This window comes from Xanthomonas sp. F4 (assembly GCF_011761895.1).
On sequence record NZ_JAASQX010000002.1, the window covers coordinates 306,782 to 321,983 of the forward strand.

Sequence of the window (15,202 nt, forward strand, 5' to 3'; positions counted from 1 at the left end):
CTCATGGTAGCAAGCAGATATTTTACATTCCGATTATCCATCCCTAGCATCGCGGTCCTTCGTGAATCCCTTTTATGGACCATCGCCGATGCCCATCGATTTCCACGCACGCCAGAACCGATACACCTACTCCGGCAGGGACGTCGATCCAGGCTGGATGGACGCCATGCAGGTCCTTGTCGCACCCGTGGGCAAGCGGATTGCCGACGTTGGCTGCGGGGGCGGCCTTTACTCGCTGGCCTGGCATGCGCTGGGTGCCGCCCACGTAACGGGCGTGGATTTCTCCGCGGAGATGGTGGCTGCAAGCCGCGAGCGAGGCACGGGCGTGGACAACCTCTGCTTCGTGCAAGGCTCCGCCGCCGCGACGGGGCTTCCCACGGCAAGCTGCGATGTGGTGTTCCAGCGCGCATTGATTCACCACCTGCCGGACTACGTGGCGTGCTTTGCCGAGGCTCGCCGCCTCCTGGCGCCCGGAGGACGCCTGCTCGTGCAGGACCGCACACCCGAGGACGTCGACCTGCCTGGATCCAGCACGCACCTGCGCGGCTACTTCTTCGACTGCTTTCCGCGGCTTCGTGCCGTCGAGGCCGGCCGTCGGCCTACGCACGCGACCGTCGCGGCGGCAATGCAAGCTGCCGGCTTCACCGACATCGCCGAGCGTTCGCTGTGGGAAACACGCAAACGCTACGATGGCGTCGAATCGCTGGCCCTGGACCTGGCGGCGCGCTCGGGTCGCTCGATCCTGCACGAACTGAGCGATGAAGAGCTGCAGTCCCTGATCGACGACCTCCGTAGCCGATTGCCCGCGGATGAGGAAATCGTCGAGCAAGACCGCTGGACCCTCTGGGTTGCACGACCCGCCTGATGCGCGTGCATGGGCCACCGCGCACGGCGCGCGCGGGATCGTGTCATCAGTAGCGAAGGAGATCGGCGCTACGTGGCAAGACAGCCATCGGCGCCGCGACGATCGAAGCCGTCAGCGGGGCTCGGCGTGGCGCCGACGCCAGGCCTCCACGTCGAGAGCGAGCCCATGCAGGGCCGCCTCGTCGTTGATTTGGCAAAGGCGGTGTGGGAACCGTTCTAGTTCGTGCTGCCGAATCCCCATGAAGCGATGCACACGCCGGTCAAGGCATGTGTCCGACGGCTGCCACAGTGGCACTACAGGCTTCCAAATGCGGCCGTCGGCTGCAGCAGCAACCGCACCAGCGGATTCGGGAAGCGCCGCGACATGGTCACGGCGTGGAAGGTCTCCACGATGTCCGGCAATTGGTCGCCTTCCACCAGCACGCCCGCGGCGATCTCGTCCTTGACCACGATCGGCGGGAGCACGGCCAGGCCGATGTCCTCGCGCGCCAGCAGTCGCATCATCGCCATGTCCTCCACTTCCGCCACGATCTGCGGGCGCACGCCCAGGCGATCGGCCAAGGCGTCGAAGCCCGCGCGCACGCTGTTGTCCACCGTCGGCAGGATGATGGGGTGGTGGCGCAGGCGGTCGGCGATGCTGGCGGCGTGACCCAACCGATCCGGCGTGCCTACCAGGCTGACCGGGCGCTCGGCGAGCCGGTGGGTCACGAACGGGGTCAGCGCGTCGCCCGGCGGCGCCTGATTGAGCAGCACCACGTCGAGGTTGAGGGCCTCCAGTGCCCGCAGCAATTCGCCGGCGCTGCCCGAACGCAGGATCAGGTCGATGTCGGGCCGACCGAGCAGCGGCCGCAAGAACTCCAACTGGAAGTTGCGCGACAGCGTGGCCAGCGAGCCGACCCGCAGCGCCTGCCGGGCAGCGCCGGTCTGCCGCAGCGTGCCCAGCAGTTCGTCGCCGGTCGCGAAGATCGCATCGGCGTGGTCGAGCACGATCTGTCCGGCTTCGGTGAGGTGCAACTGCCGCCCGCGCCGTTCGAACAGCGCATGGCCGAGGCGCTCCTCGAGCTTGCGGATCTGCACCGACAAGGCCGACTGGGTGAGGTTGAGCCGCTCGGCAGTGCGAGTGAGATTGCCGTCGTGGGCTACGGCCCAGAAGTAGCGCAGGTGGTTGTAGTTCAGGGCGGCCATCGTTCGATAATAACGAACGATATCGCGAAAACAATGAATTTTTATTCCAGCCCGACGATCGCTATCGTGGCGCCGCCCGCCACTGCGCTCGATCCGAGGGGATTGCCTTGTCGCTCTATCTGCTGCCGCTCTCTGCACCGTTCTTGCTGCTCGCCGCCGCGATGTTCGGCTTCGTTCGCAGCGGCCGACGTCCACGCCTGCTGCCCGCCTTCGCCGAAGGCGCCGCGCTCGGCGCGCTGCTCGTCGCGCTCGCCTCGCTGACGCTGCTGATCGTTCGTGGCGCCGGCGACAGTGAGCTGATCGGCTGGGGCGGCCTCGGCCTGTCGGCACGGCTGGATGCGGTGAGCACCACGATGCTGCTGCTGGTCGCCTTCGTCGGCTGGATCGTGGTCCGCTACACCCGCACCTATCTCGATGGCGAGGCGCGCCAGGGCTATTTCACCGGCTGGCTGTGCGTGGCGCTCGCGGCGGTACTGCTGCTGGTGCAGGCCGGCAACCTGGTCCAGATCGTCGTCGCCTGGATCGCGACCAGCATCGCGCTCAATCGCCTGCTGCTGTTCTATCCCGATCGCGTGGCGGCACAGCGCGCTGCGCGCAAGAAGCGCCTGTTCTCCAGCATCGGCGCCATCGCCCTGATCTGCGCGGCGCTGCTTGTCTGGAAGAGCCTGGGCACCACCGACATCGCCACGATCAACACGCTGGCCCGCGGCGGCCGGCACGACTGGCTGCTGACGGCCGCCGCCGCGCTACTCGCGCTCGCCGCGGTGCTGAAATCGGCGCAGTTCCCGACCCACGGCTGGCTCACCGAGATGATGGAGGCGCCCACGCCGGTGTCGGCGCTGCTGCATGCCGGCGTGGTCAACGGTGGCGGCTTCCTGCTGATCCGCTTCGCCGACCTGATGCTCGCAGCCCCTGGCGTGCTCGCCGTGCTGGCCATGCTGGGCGGGTTCACCGCCTTGTTCGGTGCGCTGGTGATGCTGACCCAGCCCGCGGTCAAGACCTCGCTGGCATGGTCCACGGTCGCGCAGATGGGCTTCATGATCCTGCAGTGCGGGCTGGCGCTGTTCCCGGTGGCGTTGCTGCACATCGTCGCGCACTCGCTCTACAAGGCGCATGCCTTCCTGGCCTCCGGCGGTGCCGTCGAGCAGGTGGCCTCGATTCGCCGACCCGGGCCCGTTGCGGTGCCCGACGGCGCGGCGGTCGGCCGCGCCTTCCTGATCGCCCTGGCGATCTATGTCGGGATCGGCGCCGCCTTCGGGTTCGCCTTCGGCTTCGAGCACAAATCGCCGCAGGCGCTGGCATTGGGCGCCATCCTGATCTTCGGCGTGGCCTATCTGCTGGCCCAGGGCCTGGCCGATGCCGCGCCGCGTCCGCTCACCCGCAGGACGGCGCTGTACGCCAGCGCCGCGGCAATCGGCTACTTCGCCCTGCAGACGGTGGCCGAATGGCTGACCACCGGCGTGCTGCCGGCGACGCCGGCGCCGGGCCGGCTGGAGTGGACGCTGATGGCGCTGGCGGTGCTGAGCTTCGGGCTGGTCGCGGTGGCGCAGGCGCTGTTCCCGCTGTGGGCTTCGCACCCGGCCGCCGCCGGACTGCGCGTGCATCTTTCCAACGGCCTGTACGCCAACGCCACGCTCGACCGCCTGCTCGGCGGCTGGTCTGTTCGCAAGACGTCGTGACCTCTACCCGCCAGGACACCCCCATGCTGATGACCGCGACCAACGCACCGTCCTTGTCCCAGGATCTGATCATCGCCGCCGCCAGGCGCGCGGCACGCGCCATTCCCCCGCTGTGGCCGCTAGCCTCGAGCGTGGCGGTCAATCCCTTCCTCGGCCAGGCCGGCGAACCGCTGGCGACCGCGGCAGCGCGCCTGCGCAATGCCGCCGGCATCGCCCTGACCATGCCGCGCACCTGGTATGCGGAGCGGCTGCAGTCCGGCGAGATCACCGAGGAGGACCTGCAGGCGGCCTGGCACAACGCGCCGGCCGCGCTGCGCCCGCCGAGCTTGTCCGCACTCCGACAGGCCGTCCAGGCCGCGCGCCCTGCCCCACAGGCGATCCCGACCGTCGCCGAATTGGCACGCGATGCCTCGGCCGTCGACTGGTCGGGCATCGTCGGCGAGCGCATCGGGCACTGGGCCGCCGCCTATTTCGACCAGGGCCAGGCGCTGTGGGTCGCCGGACAATCCGGCGGCGCCTACAGCGCATGGCGTCAGGTCGCGACGCATGATCTGACGCCGGAAATCGCCGGGCTCACCCGATTCGCCCAGCAGGTAGCGGACGCGCCAGCGACTGCCGAAGAGGCGATCGTCGAAGGGGTCGCCCGCCTCGGCCTCTCGCCGGACGCGCTGGACAGTTACTTCCACCGCCTGCTGACCACGCTGGGCGGCTGGAGCCAGGTCGCCCGGTATCGGCTCTGGCAAGCGGAGTTGAACGGCGGCACCGATGCCTGCGTCACCGACCTGCTCGCCATCCGCATCAGCTGGGAAGCGGCGCTGTTGGGCAAGTTCGGTTCGCAGATCGCGCCGCAGTGGCGATCCGCCATCGCGGCCTACGCCATGCCAGTGGCAGCGACGCCGGACGATGTTGTCGACAGCATCCTGCAGGAAGCGGCCGAACGGGCGGCGCAGCGGCGGCTCGACAGCGTGCTAGCAGTACCTGCTTCAACTCCTGCCGCGCCCGCCCGGATGAAATTGCAGATGGCCTTCTGCATCGACGTGCGCTCGGAAGTGTTCCGCCGCGCATTGGAAAGCCTCGATTCCGGCATCCAGACGCTCGGATTCGCCGGATTCTTCGGGCTGGGCATCGGCCATCGTCGGTTCGCTTCGGACGTGGTCGAGGCGCGCCTTCCGGTGCTGCTGACGCCGGGGTTGCAGACCTGCTCGGGAGACGCGACGTCGTCGCTGGCCGAATCCGATCTCGCCGCACGGATCACGGCCCGTGCGAAGCGTGCCTGGGGTCGCTTCAAGCTCGCCGCCATTTCTTCCTTCGCCTTCGTCGAGGCCACCGGCCCGATCTACGTCGCCAAGCTGCTGCGTGATGGATTGGGACTGACGCGGCACTCAGCGCCGAACGATCCCGCGCCGCGCCCGACCGACGCGCTCGACCTCGATACGCGGCTGACCATGGCCATGCGGATCCTCAAGGCGATGTCGCTCACCACCGACTTCGCCCGGCTCGTCGTGATCGCCGGCCATGGGGCAAACGTGGTCAACAACCCCCATGCCAGCGCCCTGCACTGCGGCGCCTGCGGCGGCTACTCGGGCGAAGTCAACGCGCGGCTGCTCGCCGCGCTGCTCAACGATCCCGAGGTACGCGCCGGCCTCACCGAACGCGGCATCGCGATTCCCACAGACACGTTGTTCGTGGGCGCACTGCACGACACCACGACCGATGCGGTCATGCTCTACAGCGCCGACCATCCTTCGCCCGCGCATGCCGCCGATGTCGAGCAGGCGGCACGTTGGCTGCACGCCGCCGGCGCACTGGCGCGTGGCGAGCGAGCGCTGCGCCTGCCGCGCGCGCAGCGCAGCCAGGACATCGCGCATCGCGCCCGCGACTGGGCCGAGCTGCGTCCCGAATGGGCGCTGGCCGGCTGCCAGGCCTTCATCGCCGCGCCGCGCGCGCGCACCGCCGGGCGCGACCTGGCAGGACGCGCCTTCCTCCACGACTACGACTGGCGACGCGACGAGGGCTTCGGCGTGCTGGAGTTGATCCTGACCGCTCCGGTCGTGGTCGCCAGCTGGATCAGCCTGCAGTACTACGGCTCGACCGTCGCGCCCGAAGTTTTCGGCGCGGGCAACAAGCTGCTGCACAACGTCACCGGCGGCATCGGTGTGGTCGAGGGCAATGGCGGCCTGCTGCGCGGCGGACTGCCATGGCAGTCGGTGCACGACGGCGAGCGGCTGATCCACGAACCGCTACGGCTTTCGGTGCTGATCGAGGCGCCGACAGACGCGGTTACCAACATCCTCGAACGTCACCCGCAGGTTCGCGCGCTGTTCGACAATCGGTGGCTGCATCTGCTCGCGCTGGACGACCACGGGCGGATGGCTTGGCGCTATGGCGGCGATCTGCGCTGGGAGATGTGCGCTGGCGATGCGTCTTCCGAGCACGATCCCGTGCCGGCCCTGGCGTGACCCAGTGTTTTCGCTCACTGCGCCCTTCCGAACGCAGGCGGGAGGGCGGGCGTCGGTTCCCCAAGCAGGCGGACATTTGCGGGATTGCGCATGGCAGCGACCCTGCAACTGCTGCGATGGCACCGATCACTCCCCGCGATCGGCGCGGGCCAGCACCGCAATGGTCCATGACAACGACATCGCAGCCTTCGAACCCCGATCGTGCATGCGTTCGCCGGATCCGCTGGCGATCGCGGTTACGCGCCCAGATCAGCGTGATGCCGCACGGTTGCCGACACCAGCAACAAGCATCTCGACAAATGCGGTGACCTTGGATGGGCGAAAGCGCGCCGTCGGGTATACCACGTGAATGCCGCCGGCCGGCAACGACCAGTCCGGCAGCACAGCGACCAGCGTTCCGGCTGCCAAGGCGTCCGCCACCAGGAAATCCGGCAAGACCGACACCCCGCCACCGGCCAGCGTCGCCGCGAGCACGGCCGGCGTCGCATTGGTCGACAGGGCCTGGCGCATGTGGACCGTGCGCCGCTCGAAATCGTCTTTGACGAAGTGCCAGGTCAGCGGCTCGCGCAGCGCGCTGTTGGCGACGAACGGAACCTGCGCGAGGTCGTCGGGGCCTGCGACCGCCAAGGTCCTGGCCAGTTCCGGGGTGGCGACCAGGCACTGCCGGAAACCGCCGATGCGCCGTGCATGCAGGCTGGAATCGTCGAGCCAGCCCACCCGGATGGACAGATCGATCTGGCTGGCGACGGGATCGATGCGCGAGTCGGCTAGGATCAACTCGACCTGGCACGCCGGGTGCAGCCGGGTGAAGGCGGCAGCGAGTGGCGCAATCCTGGAGGTCCCGTAATCGTTCGGTGCGGCCACCCGCAGCACACCGCTCGGCTCGGTGTTGGAGCGGGTGACCTCGCCGATGGCGTCTTCGACCTGGCGCAGCACGCTCACGCTGCGCGCATGCAGCAACCGTCCGGCTTCGGTCGGCTCGACCCGACGGGTCGTGCGCATCAGCAGCGCCGTCTTCAACTCTGCCTCGAGCTTGGCCACCTGCTGGCTGACCACGGTCTTGGTGATACCCAACCGTTCGGCCGCGCGCGTGAACGAGCCCGTGTCCACCACGGCCGCGAAATAGGCAAGCCTGTTGAGATTGACGGCTTCCACGCCGACCTCGTTACACTGTAAGCCAATGACTTACAGACTGTAGCATTACACACGATTTATCCGTCAATCTCGCTTCGCTATGGTGGCCGCACCTCCTCAAGCGGATCCCACCATGCGCCTCACTTACCTCTTCGATCCTCTTTGTGGGTGGTGCTACGGCGCCATTCCGGCCCTGGACCAGCTTGCGCAGGTCCCGGGCGTCACCGTGCGGCTCGCCCCCACCGGCTTGTTCGCCGGCGAGAATGCGCGGCCGATGGAGGCGTCCTTCGCCGCCTACGCCTGGCAGAACGACCAGCGCATCGCCCGCCTCACCGGGCAAGCGTTTTCCGAGGCCTACCGCAGCCAGGTACTCGGCGCGACCGGCACGCTGTTCGATTCGGCACCCGCGACGCTCGGCGTGATCGCCGTTGGCATGACCGCGCCGGAGCGCGAACGCGAGGCGCTGAAGACCCTGCAACGTGCCCGCTATGTCGACGGCCGCAACACCTCCGATCGCGTGGTCGTGGCGGAGGTACTGTCCGGCGCAGGGTTTGCCGATGCCGCGCGGCGCGTGGTCTCGCCCGACGCCGAGGTGCTTGGCGCCTATCGCGCGCGCATCGATGCCGCACGCGGCGAGATGGCGCGTTTCGGTGCACAGGGCGTTCCCACGCTCGTCGTCAACGACGCGCACGGCAGTCGGTTGTTGCCGAGCGATGTGCTGTTCGGCAACCGCGACGCCCTGGCCGCGCATCTGCGCGCCGCCTGAGTTCCCAGACCCTTCATTCCCGCTGCCTGCACGCTCGAACCCAAGGAGACCTGCAATGACCAACGACCGCCAGACGTCCACATTGACCTGGACCCATTTTCCCGCCGGCCAGAACGGCTTCTTCCGCGCACCGGTGCTGTTGACCGGTGCGACCGAAGCGCTGCTGATCGACGGCGGTTTCACCTATCCCGACGGCAAGGCGCTGGCCGAGGCGATCAAGGCCACCGGCAAGACGCTGACGACGATCTACGTCAGCCAGTCGGACCCGGACTACTACTTCAGCCTCAAGCCGGTGCGCGAAGCTTTCCCACAGGCCAAGGTCGTCGCCGCTTCCGACACGCTCGCCGCCATCCAGGCCAACGTCGAAAAGAAGCTCGCCGTGTGGGGGCCGCAACTCAAGGAGAACGGTCCGCAGACGCTGGACGACATCGTCCTGCCCGAGGCCTTCGACGGCGCCTCGCTGTCGGTCGATGGCGAGACGGTGGAGATCGTCGCGGCCCAGGGCCTGGGCAATCGGCGATATCTCTGGGTGCCGTCGCTGCGTGCCGTGTTCGGCGGCGTCCTGATCTTCTCCGGCGTGCATGTCTGGACCGCCGATACGCAGACGAAGGCTCAGCGTGCTGCCTGGGTCGCCAATCTCGATGCGATCGCCGCGCGCGCGCCGGCGATCGTCGTGCCTGGTCATCTGACGCCTGACGCGGCGACCGACCTGTCGGCCATCGCCCACACCAAGGCCTATCTGCTGGCCTTCGAGGAGGCGCTTGCGACGGCCAAGGACGCCGCATCGCTCAAGGCCGCGATGGAAGCGCGCTTCCCGAATCTCGGCATGGGTGTGGCCCTCGAGATCGGCGCAAAGGTCGCCACCGGCGAAATGCCCTGGGGCTGAGAAGACCGACAATCGCGAACTGATCCGGAGGACCTACGCAGGGTCCTCCGAGGAGAACGGCAAGCACCTGTTGGCAGTGCTGTCGTCCGACATCGAATGGACGGAGGCCGATCGCGTCAAAGAGGAACCGCGCCGGACGCCGCGCGTATCGCCGCAGCGATCTCGTCCTCGCTGCGACCGCCATTGATCGCAATACGTTCCCCAAAGACAAAGTGAGGAACCGAACGGACACCGGCATCCGCCGACCTGGCCGCTTCCGCCTCGACGCGGCGGTGCTGCGCAGGATCGAGCGCGATGGCACGCGCCTGGTCGCGGTCGAAACCATGGCCGACTGCGATGTCGGCCAGCACCTCCGCATCGGCGATGTTCTTCGCTGCGATGAAGTAGGCATCGGTGATGGCGACGGCGAGCCGATGCTGGGTGTCGCGCCCGGCGGCGGCGAGGATCAGCGCATGCGCGGCCTGGGTCGGATAGGTCCAGAGTTGGCGACCGAGATCCAGGTCGAAACCCGACGCGCGTGCTTCTCCCTCGGGACGCGCGAAGGCGGCCTTCGGATCGGTGATGCCGTAGCGCGAGCGCAGCAAGTCGGGAATGTAGAGGCCGCCCACCGGCGCATCCGGCAACAGCAGGACCGGATGCTGCCGGATGTCCACGGCCAGGTCGGGGAAACGCTCCGCCAGCACTTTGTCGAGACGGTGATGGCCGACGAAGCACCAAGGGCAACTGATCTCGGTATAGAGGTCGATTTTCAACATGCCAGATCTCCCTTCTTCAACCATTCGCGATGCCAGGCGCGGCCCGCACGAACTGCTTGTCAGTGATCTGCCTCACCAGAAAATCCGCCAGATTTCCGCGGGAAAGTTTCGAACCGAGCCTGGTTGTTCCATACCAACCCACATCGATCTTTCCGTTCGCAGGGCCATCCTGAAGGAATGGAATCCGCACCAGTGTCCAGTCCAAATCCGAGTTGGCGATCAGTTCGCCCGTAGCCTTGATGTCGTCGTACGCCTTGCGGGCAATCACCTTGAACATCAGCGCGTTCGCGCGCGAGCCAAGATCAAACCCATCCTTGGGATCGCGATAGGCAGCGGTGGAAATCTGGATAAGGCGGCGCACGCCGGCCTGCTGCATGGCGGCGATGATGTTGGCCAGGCCGTGCATGACCGGCTTGTCGCCCTGCATCTTGAAACCGTTGGGGCCAAGCGCGCTGATGACCGCGTCGGCCCCTCGGACGCATTGTGCAATGGCGTTGCGGTCCTGCAGATCGCCGACCACGATGTCGACCTTTCCCGCGAACGCGGCGAGCTTCGCGGCGTCGCGCGTGTAGACCGACAGCCGATGGTCACGCTTCAAGGCGTCCTCGATGAGCTGCCGCCCGGTCGGCCCGGTTGCACCGAACAAGGCGATGGTCTTTTTGCCGGTCATGCGCTCACGCCGCCTTCGCCAGCAAGGCAGTGATGGCCGTTGCGGCCTTGTCGATGGCGGCGTTCACCGCATCGGGGCCGAGCACCGTGCCTTCGACACGCACCACCTCGACATCGCTCAGGCCGATGAAGCCGAGCAGGTGCAACAAGTATTTGGTCTGAAAATCGAACGGTGCCCATGCACCTTCCGAGAACACGCCGCCCGTGGCGGCGACGAGATAGACCTTCTTGTCGGTCAGCAGTCCTTTCGGTCCAGTGTCGCCATAGCTGAACGTGACGCCGGGCCAGGTGACGTGATCGAACCACGCCTTGAGCTGCGAGGGCGGGCCAAAGTTCACCATGCCCGAGCCGAGCACGATCACATCGGCGCGCGTCAACTCGTCGACGAGTTCCTGGGCGATGTTCACCGCATCGACCTGTTCCGGCGTGCGCTGCTCCGGCGGCGTGATCCGGCCCTGGATATAGGCCGCGGTGATATGCGGCGGCGGATTCGCAGCGAGGTCGCGCACCGTCAGCGCACCGCCGGTGCGGGCCTGGATGGCCTGAGCGATGTCGGTGGCAAACCGCGTGGAAAGACTGTCCGCCCCACGCGGACTGGAGGTGACAAGTAGCGCGTGGCGCATGACGACTCCTAGGTATAAAATGAGAACCAAGTGATAAATTGGTTTTTACTTACCAATTTATACAAAGGATGGTATGGTCCCTGCCGCTGCCCAACAAGAAGGCACATGCATGTCACCTGGTCACATCACGCGCCCTGCCGAGTTGCCTGCACCCGACGCGGGTGGCTGCCTGGCGACCCGTCAAATCCTGGATCGCATCGGCGACAAGTGGAGTCTCTACATCGTCGCCATGCTGCAAAACGGACCGCAGCGCTTCAACGCATTGAAGCGTGGCATCGAGGGCATTTCCCAGCGCATGCTGACGCTGACCTTGCGTGGACTGGAGCGCGACGGACTGATCACGCGCACGCTGTATCCAACGATCCCGCCGCGCGTCGATTACGAACTGACCGACCTGGGAACAACGCTGTTGAAGCCGGTCATGGCGCTGGTCGACTGGGCGAACGAGCACCAAGGTGCCATCGCTGAGGCGCATCAGCGTTTCGACGCGCAGCCGGAGCCGGATCAGGTCTTGGTGCAGGGGGTTATGTACCAGCGCCGATAGGCGAGTCCAGGCTGCTGGCTTGCGCACTGCCGCACTGCCGCGGCGTCGCTGGCGTCGTCGCCTTGCGCAGAAACGCGCGCGGCAGCGACACCTTGGGCGAGGAGCTGGCGCGTGCCGAACTGCACGCCGGGGATGCTTAGTGCATCGCCCAGCGGCATACGAGCCTGCCTTCCCTCAACTGCCAGCTGGTCGTACCGTCCGTGTCAGCGGACAGCAGACGATGCCTGGCGCAAACACTGCGACACGCGCCCGACCACCGTCAAGTCGGATACTGCTTAGCGTCGCGCAAACGCAGAGAAAGGCCGATGCGTGGCTCGACAACGGCGAGCGCTACGCAAGCACGGGAAGCGACACCGGCGTGGCCGGCGAGCGCTACCCGCGATGGAGATGGCGCAACCGCAACCGACCGCTGGTGATCGCCCCAGAAGAACCGGGGTTCACTCCCACTCGATCGTCGCCGGCGGCTTGCCGCTGATGTCGTACACCACCCGCGAGACACCACGCAGCTCATTGATGATGCGGTTGCTCACCGTGCCGAGGAAGTCGTACGGCAGGTGCGCCCAGTGCGCGGTCATGAAGTCGATGGTCTCCACCGCGCGCAGGGCGATCACCCACTCGTAGGCGCGGGCGTCGCCGACCACGCCAACCGACTTCACCGGCAGGAACACGGCGAAGGCCTGGCTGGTCTTGTCGTACAGGTCGGCCTTGCGCAATTCCTCGATGAAGATGGCATCGGCCTTGGCCAGCAGTTCGGCGTACTCGCGCTTCACTTCGCCGAGGATGCGCACGCCCAGGCCGGGGCCGGGGAACGGGTGGCGGTAGACCATGCTGCGCGGCAGGCCGAGTTCCACGCCCAGGCGCCGCACTTCGTCCTTGAACAATTCGCGCAAGGGTTCGACCAGGCCCAGCTTCATGTGCTCGGGCAGGCCGCCGACGTTGTGGTGGCTCTTGATGACGTGGGCCTTGCCGGTCTTGCTGCCGGCCGACTCGATCACGTCCGGGTAGATGGTGCCCTGCGCCAGCCACTTGGCGTTGCTGAGCTTGTTCGACTCTTCGTCGAAGATCTCCACGAACAGGTTACCGATGATCTTGCGCTTGGCTTCCGGATCGCTGACGCCTTGCAGCGCCTGGAAGTAGCGGTCGGCGGCGTTGACCCGGATCACCTTGACGCCCATGTGCTCGGCAAACATCGCCATCACCTGGTCGCCTTCCTGCCAGCGCAGCAGGCCGGTGTCGACGAACACGCAGGTCAGCTTGTCGCCGATCGCCTTGTGCAGCAGCGCAGCGACCACCGACGAATCGACGCCGCCGGACAGGCCGAGGATCACTTCGTCCTCACCCACCTGGGCGCGCACGCGGGCGATCTGGTCGTCGATGATGTTGGCCGCGGTCCACAGCGTGGCGCAGCCGCACACGTCGACCACGAAGCGGCGCAGCAGGGTCTGGCCCTGCAGGGTGTGGGTGACTTCCGGATGGAACTGCACGCCGTACCAGCGCTTGGCCTCGTTGGCCATAGCCGCGACCGGGATGCGGTCGGTGACGGCGGTGATCGTGAAGCCCGGCGGCACCTGCGACACGTGGTCGCCATGGCTCATCCACACGTTCAAACGCGACGCGCCTGCGTGATCGGTCAGCCCGGAGAACAGTGCATCAGCGGCGACCACCTCGACTTCGGCGTGGCCGAACTCGCGCTGGTCCGCCGCTTCGGTGGCGCCGCCGAGCTGCGCGGCCAGGGTCTGCATGCCGTAGCAGATGCCGAAGATCGGCAGGCCGCTGTCGAACACTTCCTGCGGCGCGGCCGGCGCGCCCGGCAGCGTGGTCGATTCCGGGCCGCCGGAGAGGATGATGCCCTTGGCGCCGAAGCCGGCGATCTCGGCCGGATCGTGGTCCCAGGCCCAGATCTCGCAGTACACGCCGAGTTCGCGGATGCGCCGCGCGATCAACTGCGTGTACTGCGCACCGAAATCGAGGATGAGGATCTTGTCGCTGTGGATGTTGGTCATCTGGGGCCGGGATTGGGGATTCGGGATTCGGGATTCGCAACAGCGGGGGGCCGCGCTGCGCACGGCCAGTGGAGACGCGGCGGGCGACGAATCCCCAATCGCGAATCCCCAATCCCGCGCATGGGCATCAGCCCATGCGGTAGTTCGGCGGTTCCTTGGTGATCTGCACGTCGTGGACGTGGCTCTCGCGCTGGCCGGCACCGGTGATGGTGACGAACTTCGGCTTGGTGCGCATGTCCTCGATGGTGGCGCAGCCCACGTAGCCCATGGTCGCGCGCAGGCCGCCGATCAGTTGGTGGATGATGCCGCTGAGCGGGCCGCGGTACGGCACGCGGCCTTCGATGCCTTCCGGCACCAGCTTGTCGGCGTCGGAGGCGTCCTGGAAGTAACGGTCCTTGCTGCCCTTCTCCATCGCGCCCAGGCTGCCCATGCCGCGGTAGCTCTTGTAGCTGCGGCCCTGGAACAGTTCGACTTCGCCCGGGGCTTCCTCGGTGCCGGCGAACAGGCCACCGACCATCACCGTGGAGGCGCCGGCGACCAGCGCCTTGCCGATGTCGCCGGAATAGCGGATACCGCCGTCGGCGATCAGCGGGATGCGGTCCTGCAGCGCCTCGGCGACCATGTCGATCGCGGTGATCTGCGGCACGCCGACGCCGGCGACCACGCGCGTGGTGCAGATCGAGCCGGGGCCCACGCCGACCTTGACCGCATCGGCGCCGGCGTCCATCAGCGCCAGTGCGGCGTCGCCGGTGACGATGTTGCCGCCGATCACCTGCAACTGCGGGTAGGTCTTCTTGACCCAGGCCACGCGCTCGATCACGCCCTGCGAATGGCCGTGCGCGGTGTCGACGATGACCACGTCCACGCCGGCCGCAGCCAGCAGTTCGATGCGCTGTTCGGTATCGCCGCCGACGCCCACCGCGGCGCCGACCAGCAGCCGCGTGGCGGCGTCCTTGGCGGCGTTGGGGTTGTCGGTCTTCTTCTGGATGTCCTTGACCGTGATCAGGCCGCGCAGCTCGAAGCCGTCGTTGACCACCAGGATCTTCTCGATGCGGTGGCGGTGCAGCAGCTGCAGCACTTCCTCGTCGCTGGCGCCTTCGCGCACGGTGACCAGGCGATCCTTCTTGGTCATGATGTGGCGGACCGGATCGTCGAGCTTCTTCTCGAAGCGCATGTCGCGGCTGGTGACAATGCCGACCAGCTCGCTGCCGTCCACCACCGGCACGCCGGAGATGTTGCGGGCGCGGGTGAGTTTCAGCACCTCGCCGATGGTGGTCTCCGGACCGACCGTGAACGGCTCGGTGATGACGCCGGCCTCGAACTTCTTGACCTTGGCCACTTCGGCGGCCTGCTGCGCCGGGGTCAGGTTCTTGTGGATGATGCCGATGCCGCCGAGCTGGGCCATGGCCACCGCCAGGCGGTGCTCGGTGACCGTGTCCATCGCGGCCGACAGGATCGGCAGTTTCAGGCGCAGGTCGCGGGTCAGCCGGGTTTCCAGGCTGACGTCCTTGGGCAGGACGGTCGAATGGGCGGGGACGAGCGAAACGTCGTCGTAGGTGAGAGCTTCAGCCTGGATGCGGAGCATCGGCGGACCCGAGTGTGGGGAAGCGCGGCATTTTAACGCATTGGGGCGGG

Annotated in this window: 13 protein-coding genes; 6 read left to right on the plus strand and 7 right to left on the minus strand. The window is 67.2% G+C overall.

All coding sequences use genetic code 11. The features are described 5' to 3' along the window. The first annotated feature begins 88 nt into the window (after positions 1-88). Entirely contained in the window at positions 89-865 is a 777-nt protein-coding gene (locus FHR66_RS09280) for a class I SAM-dependent methyltransferase (RefSeq protein ID WP_160970760.1), read from the plus strand. A 293-nt stretch (positions 866-1,158) separates the two neighbouring features. On the opposite strand, the gene FHR66_RS09285 is transcribed toward FHR66_RS09280, so the two are convergent. Further along, the gene (locus tag FHR66_RS09285) at positions 1,159-2,049 is read right to left on the minus strand and encodes a LysR family transcriptional regulator (protein WP_160970758.1); all 891 of its coding nucleotides are present in this window, start codon (positions 2,047-2,049) and stop codon (positions 1,159-1,161) included. Positions 2,050-2,156: 107 nt separating this feature from the next. On the opposite strand from FHR66_RS09285, the gene FHR66_RS09290 reads away from it, so the two are divergent. Both FHR66_RS09290 and FHR66_RS09295 read left to right on the plus strand, forming a co-directional pair. Continuing rightward, on the plus strand, positions 2,157-3,728 hold the full coding sequence (locus FHR66_RS09290) for a proton-conducting transporter transmembrane domain-containing protein (protein WP_160970756.1): 1,572 nt from the start codon (positions 2,157-2,159) through the stop codon (positions 3,726-3,728). 23 nt (positions 3,729-3,751) lie between these two features. Next, positions 3,752-6,187 (plus strand): YbcC family protein, encoded by a 2,436-nt coding sequence (locus tag FHR66_RS09295; protein WP_160970754.1) that lies wholly within the window; start codon positions 3,752-3,754, stop codon positions 6,185-6,187. Between the two features lie 249 nt (positions 6,188-6,436). On the opposite strand, the gene FHR66_RS09300 is transcribed toward FHR66_RS09295, so the two are convergent. Then, entirely contained in the window at positions 6,437-7,342 is a 906-nt protein-coding gene (locus FHR66_RS09300; RefSeq protein WP_160970752.1) for a LysR family transcriptional regulator, read from the minus strand. Between the two features lie 79 nt (positions 7,343-7,421). Here FHR66_RS09300 and FHR66_RS09305 point away from each other — a divergent pair, with 79 nt between their 5' ends. Next, entirely contained in the window at positions 7,422-8,087 is a 666-nt protein-coding gene (locus FHR66_RS09305; protein WP_202394993.1) for a DsbA family protein, read from the plus strand. Between the two features lie 55 nt (positions 8,088-8,142). After that, complete coding sequence (locus FHR66_RS09310; RefSeq protein WP_202394992.1) at positions 8,143-8,973, plus strand: MBL fold metallo-hydrolase; 831 nt, start codon at positions 8,143-8,145, stop codon at positions 8,971-8,973. 116 nt (positions 8,974-9,089) lie between these two features. Here FHR66_RS09310 and FHR66_RS09315 read toward each other — a convergent pair whose 3' ends face one another. Genes FHR66_RS09315 through FHR66_RS09325 form a run of 3 tightly spaced genes read right to left on the minus strand, consistent with a single transcriptional unit; the run spans position 9,090 to position 11,020 of the window. After that, on the minus strand, positions 9,090-9,728 hold the full coding sequence (locus FHR66_RS09315; RefSeq protein WP_167087726.1) for a DsbA family oxidoreductase: 639 nt from the start codon (positions 9,726-9,728) through the stop codon (positions 9,090-9,092). Between the two features lie 16 nt (positions 9,729-9,744). Further along, positions 9,745-10,398 carry an NAD(P)-dependent oxidoreductase gene (locus tag FHR66_RS09320; protein WP_160970748.1) on the minus strand — a complete coding sequence of 218 codons (654 nt, stop codon included), beginning with the start codon at positions 10,396-10,398 and terminating at the stop codon, positions 9,745-9,747. A gap of 4 nt (positions 10,399-10,402) precedes the next feature. Continuing rightward, the gene (locus FHR66_RS09325) at positions 10,403-11,020 is read right to left on the minus strand and encodes an FMN-dependent NADH-azoreductase (protein WP_160970747.1); all 618 of its coding nucleotides are present in this window, start codon (positions 11,018-11,020) and stop codon (positions 10,403-10,405) included. A 109-nt stretch (positions 11,021-11,129) separates the two neighbouring features. Here FHR66_RS09325 and FHR66_RS09330 point away from each other — a divergent pair, with 109 nt between their 5' ends. Further along, on the plus strand, positions 11,130-11,564 hold the full coding sequence (locus FHR66_RS09330) for a winged helix-turn-helix transcriptional regulator (protein WP_160970745.1): 435 nt from the start codon (positions 11,130-11,132) through the stop codon (positions 11,562-11,564). Positions 11,565-12,001: 437 nt separating this feature from the next. Here FHR66_RS09330 and guaA read toward each other — a convergent pair whose 3' ends face one another. Further along, positions 12,002-13,567, minus strand: coding sequence for a glutamine-hydrolyzing GMP synthase (guaA, locus tag FHR66_RS09335; protein ID WP_160970743.1), 1,566 nt, complete (start codon positions 13,565-13,567; stop codon positions 12,002-12,004). A 127-nt stretch (positions 13,568-13,694) separates the two neighbouring features. Then, positions 13,695-15,152 carry an IMP dehydrogenase gene (gene guaB / locus FHR66_RS09340; RefSeq protein ID WP_160963519.1) on the minus strand — a complete coding sequence of 486 codons (1,458 nt, stop codon included), beginning with the start codon at positions 15,150-15,152 and terminating at the stop codon, positions 13,695-13,697. Positions 15,153-15,202: the final 50 nt, after the last annotated feature.